Origin of the sequence: Aequorivita sinensis (genome assembly GCF_006346335.1) — a bacterium.
GTDB lineage: Bacteria > Bacteroidota > Bacteroidia > Flavobacteriales > Flavobacteriaceae > Aequorivita > Aequorivita sinensis.
Map to the genome: position 1 here is coordinate 1 of NZ_VDMC01000028.1, position 5782 is coordinate 5782.

The 5782-nt window shown below is 47.3% G+C and carries 2 tRNA genes and 3 rRNA genes; all 5 read left to right on the plus strand.

Annotation, left to right across the window (positions count from 1 at the left end):
* Positions 1-357 precede the first annotated feature (357 nt).
* The 5 genes from FHP04_RS13955 to rrf all read left to right on the plus strand — a co-directional run bounded on the left by FHP04_RS13955 (position 358) and on the right by rrf (position 5732).
* Positions 358-1881: ribosomal RNA gene (locus tag FHP04_RS13955) — 16S ribosomal RNA — on the plus strand.
* A 166-nt stretch (positions 1882-2047) separates the two neighbouring features.
* Positions 2048-2121: transfer RNA gene (locus FHP04_RS13960), tRNA-Ile, on the plus strand.
* A 244-nt stretch (positions 2122-2365) separates the two neighbouring features.
* Positions 2366-2442, plus strand: a tRNA-Ala gene (locus FHP04_RS13965).
* Positions 2443-2646: 204 nt separating this feature from the next.
* Positions 2647-5473 (plus strand): 23S ribosomal RNA (locus FHP04_RS13970).
* Positions 5474-5622: 149 nt separating this feature from the next.
* Positions 5623-5732: ribosomal RNA gene (gene rrf, locus FHP04_RS13975) — 5S ribosomal RNA — on the plus strand.
* Together the 16S, 23S and 5S rRNA genes with 2 tRNA genes alongside form the textbook arrangement of a ribosomal RNA operon.
* Positions 5733-5782: the final 50 nt, after the last annotated feature.

Below are 5782 nucleotides of genomic sequence, written 5' to 3' on the forward strand. Positions count from 1 at the left end.
TTTTTTTAGTTTTAGGGTGAAGCGTAAAAGTTCTTTCAAATCTTTTTTAATTTATTTTCTGCAAAGTGTTGTAGGTTTAAAAAAGAGTTGTATATTTGCACCCGCTTAGCGAATAAGCGTGTTCATAGACAAGATGAGAGGTTAAATAAGTATCGGTTCGACTCCGATCCATCGTCAAAAATTGAATCTTTATTTTCGGATAAAGGTAAGTTCATTGAGATATTGAAATTGACAGCGTAGATTAATTTTCGAAAGGAAATTAGTCAACAAAGAAACTAAACTAAGTGAGATTTTCTGAGATTTTTTTGAGAGTCGAGCTCTTTATGGAAGTATGGTCGCAATATTATTGAAGATTATACGATGAAGAGTTTGATCCTGGCTCAGGATGAACGCTAGCGGCAGGCCTAACACATGCAAGTCGAGGGGTATATAATGCTTGCATTATAGAGACCGGCGCACGGGTGAGTAACGCGTATGGAATCTGCCTTGTACAGGGGAATAGCCCAGGGAAACTTGGATTAATGCCCCATAGTATTATGAGACGGCATTGTTTTATAATTAAAGATTTATCGGTACAAGATGATCATGCGTCCCATTAGCTTGTTGGTGTGGTAACGGCACACCAAGGCTACGATGGGTAGGGGCCCTGAGAGGGGGATCCCCCACACTGGTACTGAGACACGGACCAGACTCCTACGGGAGGCAGCAGTGAGGAATATTGGACAATGGGCGAGAGCCTGATCCAGCCATGCCGCGTGCAGGAAGAATGCCCTATGGGTTGTAAACTGCTTTTTTACGGGAAGAAACACCACTACGTGTAGTGGCTTGACGGTACTGTAAGAATAAGGACCGGCTAACTCCGTGCCAGCAGCCGCGGTAATACGGAGGGTCCGAGCGTTATCCGGAATCATTGGGTTTAAAGGGTCCGTAGGCGGGCAATTAAGTCAGTGGTGAAAGTCTGCAGCTCAACTGTAGAATTGCCATTGATACTGGTTGTCTTGAATCGTTGTGAAGTGGCTAGAATATGTGGTGTAGCGGTGAAATGCTTAGATATCACATAGAATACCGATTGCGAAGGCAGGTCACTAACAACGTATTGACGCTGATGGACGAAAGCGTGGGGAGCGAACAGGATTAGATACCCTGGTAGTCCACGCCGTAAACGATGGATACTAGCTGTCCGGCTCACATTGGTGAGCTGGGTGGCCAAGCGAAAGTGATAAGTATCCCACCTGGGGAGTACGTTCGCAAGAATGAAACTCAAAGGAATTGACGGGGGCCCGCACAAGCGGTGGAGCATGTGGTTTAATTCGATGATACGCGAGGAACCTTACCAGGGCTTAAATGTAGTCTGACAGGATTGGAAACAGTCTTTTCTTCGGACAGATTACAAGGTGCTGCATGGTTGTCGTCAGCTCGTGCCGTGAGGTGTCAGGTTAAGTCCTATAACGAGCGCAACCCCTGTTGTTAGTTGCCAGCGAGTCAAGTCGGGAACTCTAACAAGACTGCCGGTGCAAACCGTGAGGAAGGTGGGGATGACGTCAAATCATCACGGCCCTTACGTCCTGGGCCACACACGTGCTACAATGGCAGGTACAATGGGCAGCCACTACGCAAGTAGGAGCGAATCCACAAAACCTGTCTCAGTTCGGATCGGGGTCTGCAACTCGACCCCGTGAAGCTGGAATCGCTAGTAATCGGATATCAGCCATGATCCGGTGAATACGTTCCCGGGCCTTGTACACACCGCCCGTCAAGCCATGGAAGCTGGAAGCACCTGAAGTCCGTCACCGCAAGGAGCGGCCTAGGGTGAAGCTGGTAACTGGGGCTAAGTCGTAACAAGGTAGCCGTACCGGAAGGTGCGGCTGGAACACCTCCTTTCTAGAGAAAGACGACCGAATATTCAACAAAGAGACACTCTTTATATAAAAAGAAGGAGTTTCGCTTGGTTTAGCTGTCAATTTTATAATATTAAAGTCTGTAGTGAAGTAGTTTTTAGAGGGTAGTACCACTACCAACTGCCAACTACCAGCTTAAAGACTAAAACAGTCTCATAGCTCAGCTGGTTAGAGCGCTACACTGATAATGTAGAGGTCGGCAGTTCGAGTCTGCCTGAGACTACAAGTCGAAGATAGGCGAGAAGTTTATCCTGAGTAAGTCGCCAGAGCGACGCATGGAAGGGCGTCTGCCTGAGACTACGATTGAAATCGAAACTGAAACACAAATCGAGATCGATTATTGAAAAAGAGGTATTTCTTCGGAAATATACGTTCATAGACACATATTGAAAGGAAATTTTAGAAGTTGAAGCGAGATTACTTCATTATTCGTAATTCTGAATTCATAATTCTGAATTTCAAAAAATGGGGGATTAGCTCAGCTGGCTAGAGCGCCTGCCTTGCACGCAGGAGGTCATCGGTTCGACTCCGATATTCTCCACCACGGATATAATCCACTTTTACTAGTACCAAAGAGCTATTTTCATAATGCTTGCGGGGTGTAAAGGGGAGTTCCAGACAGTTCATTGACATATTGTAATTAAAGAATACGAGAAAAGTAATAAAAGTCTTAGTATTTGGTTGTTGACCTTTGGTTAATTGATCATTTATTAAGCAATGAATAAACTCATTAAAGAGCAAAAAAGTACAATAAGCAAAATAAGAGCGTATGGGGAATGCCTAGGCTCTCAGAGGCGATGAAGGACGTGATAAGCTGCGAAAAGCTGCGGGGATTGGCACATACAAGTTGATCCGCAGGTATCCGAATGGGGCAACCCACCATATTGAAGATATGGTATCCGCAAGGAGGCAAACCCGGGGAACTGAAACATCTAAGTACCCGGAGGAAGAGAAAACAATAGTGATTCCGATAGTAGCGGCGAGCGAACTCGGATTAGCCCAAACCAATATTGTTACGGCAATATTGGGGTTGTAGGACCACGACATTTGGTGCTTTACGAATAAGAACACGTTGGAAAGCGTGGCCATAGACGGTGATAGCCCGGTATTAGTAAGGACAGTTACCGATAGTGGTATCCTGAGTAGTGCGGGGCACGTGAAACCCTGTATGAATCTGGCGGGACCATCCGCCAAGGCTAAATACTCCTGAGAGACCGATAGTGAACTAGTACCGTGAGGGAAAGGTGAAAAGAACCGTGAATAACGGAGTGAAATAGAACCTGAAACCATACGCTTACAAGCGGTCGGAGCCAATTTATTGGTGACGGCGTGCCTTTTGCATAATGAGCCTACGAGTTACTGTTGCCAGCGAGGTTAAAATTCTAAGAATTGGAGCCGCAGCGAAAGCGAGTCTGAATAGGGCGTTTTAGTTGGTAGTAGTAGACGCGAAACCGTGTGATCTACCCTTGGGCAGGTTGAAGTTTAGGTAACACTAAATGGAGGACCGAACCCGTTGACGTTGAAAAGTCTTGGGATGACCTGAGGGTAGGGGTGAAAGGCCAATCAAACTCGGAAATAGCTCGTACTCCCCGAAATGCATTTAGGTGCAGCGTTGATTTATAGTTTTATAGAGGTAGAGCTACTGATTGGATGCGGGGGCTTCACCGCCTACCAATTCCTGACAAACTCCGAATGCTATAAAATGTTAATCAGCAGTGAGGGCATGGGTGCTAAGGTCCATGTCCGAGAGGGAAAGAACCCAGACCATCAGCTAAGGTCCCCAAATGTATGTTAAGTTGAAAAAACGCGGTTGGATTGCACAGACAGCTAGGATGTTGGCTTGGAAGCAGCCATTCATTTAAAGAGTGCGTAACAGCTCACTAGTCGAGCGATCCGGCATGGATAATAATCGGGCATAAACATACTACCGAAGCTATGGACTTAATTTATTAAGTGGTAGGGGAGCATTCTGTTTGCGTTGAAGGTGTACTGCGAGGTATGCTGGAGCGTACAGAAAAGAAAATGTAGGCATAAGTAACGATAATGCGGGCGAGAAACCCGCACTCCGAAAGACCAAGGTTTCCTCAGCTATGCTAATCAGCTGAGGGTTAGTCGGGGCCTAACGCGAACCCGAAAGGGGTAGTGGATGGACAACAGGTTAATATTCCTGTACCTGCTCACGTTAAAAGTGACGGAGGCGAAAATTAGGTGCGTGCTGACGGAATAGCACGTTGAAGCCAGTGGTAACACGGCGATAGTACACTGAGGCTTCGGCCAAGGTGATAATCCTGAGGATCGACTTCCAAGAAAAGCGAGTGAAGCAGCCCGTACCCCAAACCGACACAGGTGGTTGGGATGAGAATTCTAAGGAGCTCGAGAGATTCATGGCTAAGGAACTAGGCAAAATAGACGCGTAACTTCGGGAGAAGCGTCGCCCCCCTCCGGGGGGGCCGCAGTGAAAGAGTCCAGGCGACTGTTTATCAAAAACACAGAGCTTTGCTAAATCGAAAGATGATGTATAAGGCTTGACACCTGCCCGGTGCTGGAAGGTTAAGAGGAGATGTTAGCATTTGCGAAGCATTGAATTGAAGCCCCAGTAAACGGCGGCCGTAACTATAACGGTCCTAAGGTAGCGAAATTCCTTGTCGGGTAAGTTCCGACCTGCACGAATGGTGCAACGATCTGGACACTGTCTCAGCCATGAGCTCGGTGAAATTGTAGTATCGGTGAAGATGCCGGTTACCCGCTGTGGGACGAAAAGACCCCGTGCACCTTTACTATAGCTTAGTATTGGTTTTGGATAAGCAATGTGTAGGATAGGTGGGAGACTTTGAAGTGGCGTCGCCAGGCGTCGTGGAGTCATTGTTGAAATACCACCCTTTGCTTGTCTAGAGTCTAACCCTTTTTTAAGGGGACAGTGCTTGGTGGGTAGTTTGACTGGGGTGGTCGCCTCCAAAAGAGTAACGGAGGCTTCTAAAGGTTCCCTCAATACGGTTGGCAATCGTGTGTAGAGTGCAATGGCATAAGGGAGCTTGACTGAGAGACCTACAAGTCGATCAGGTACGAAAGTAGAGCATAGTGATCCGGTGGTTCCGCATGGAAGGGCCATCGCTCAAAGGATAAAAGGTACGCCGGGGATAACAGGCTGATCTCCCCCAAGAGCTCACATCGACGGGGGGGTTTGGCACCTCGATGTCGGCTCGTCACATCCTGGGGCTGGAGAAGGTCCCAAGGGTTGGGCTGTTCGCCCATTAAAGTGGCACGCGAGCTGGGTTCAGAACGTCGTGAGACAGTTCGGTCTCTATCTACAGTGGGCGTAAGAAATTTGAGTGGATCTGACTCTAGTACGAGAGGACCGAGTTGGACTGACCGCTGGTGTACCAGTTGTTCCGCCAGGAGCACCGCTGGGTAGCTACGTCGGGAAGGGATAAGCGCTGAAAGCATATAAGCGCGAAACCCACCACAAGATGAGATTTCTTTAAAGGGCCGTGGGAGACTACCACGTTGATAGGTCATAGGTGTAAAGGCAGTAATGTCTCAGCCGAGTGATACTAATAGCCCATAAGCTTATGTACATCGCTTTCCCCGCCTCGGCGGGGAACGCAACTCTTTATAGTAGTAAATTCACTTTTTTCCTATTGTTTACATTACAATATGTCACGATATTTTCTAGCCAATGGCTAGAAGTTAAGAGTCAAGCTTAGCTTTACTCCTAACTTAAAACTAAGGTGGTTATAGCGACGGGGCTCACCTCTTACCATTCCGAACAGAGAAGTTAAGCCCGTTTGCGCCGATGGTACTGCAATCCTGTGGGAGAGTAGGTCGCCGCCTTCCTTTAAAACCTTCATCATTTACTTGATGAAGGTTTTTTTTTGCCCTAAACT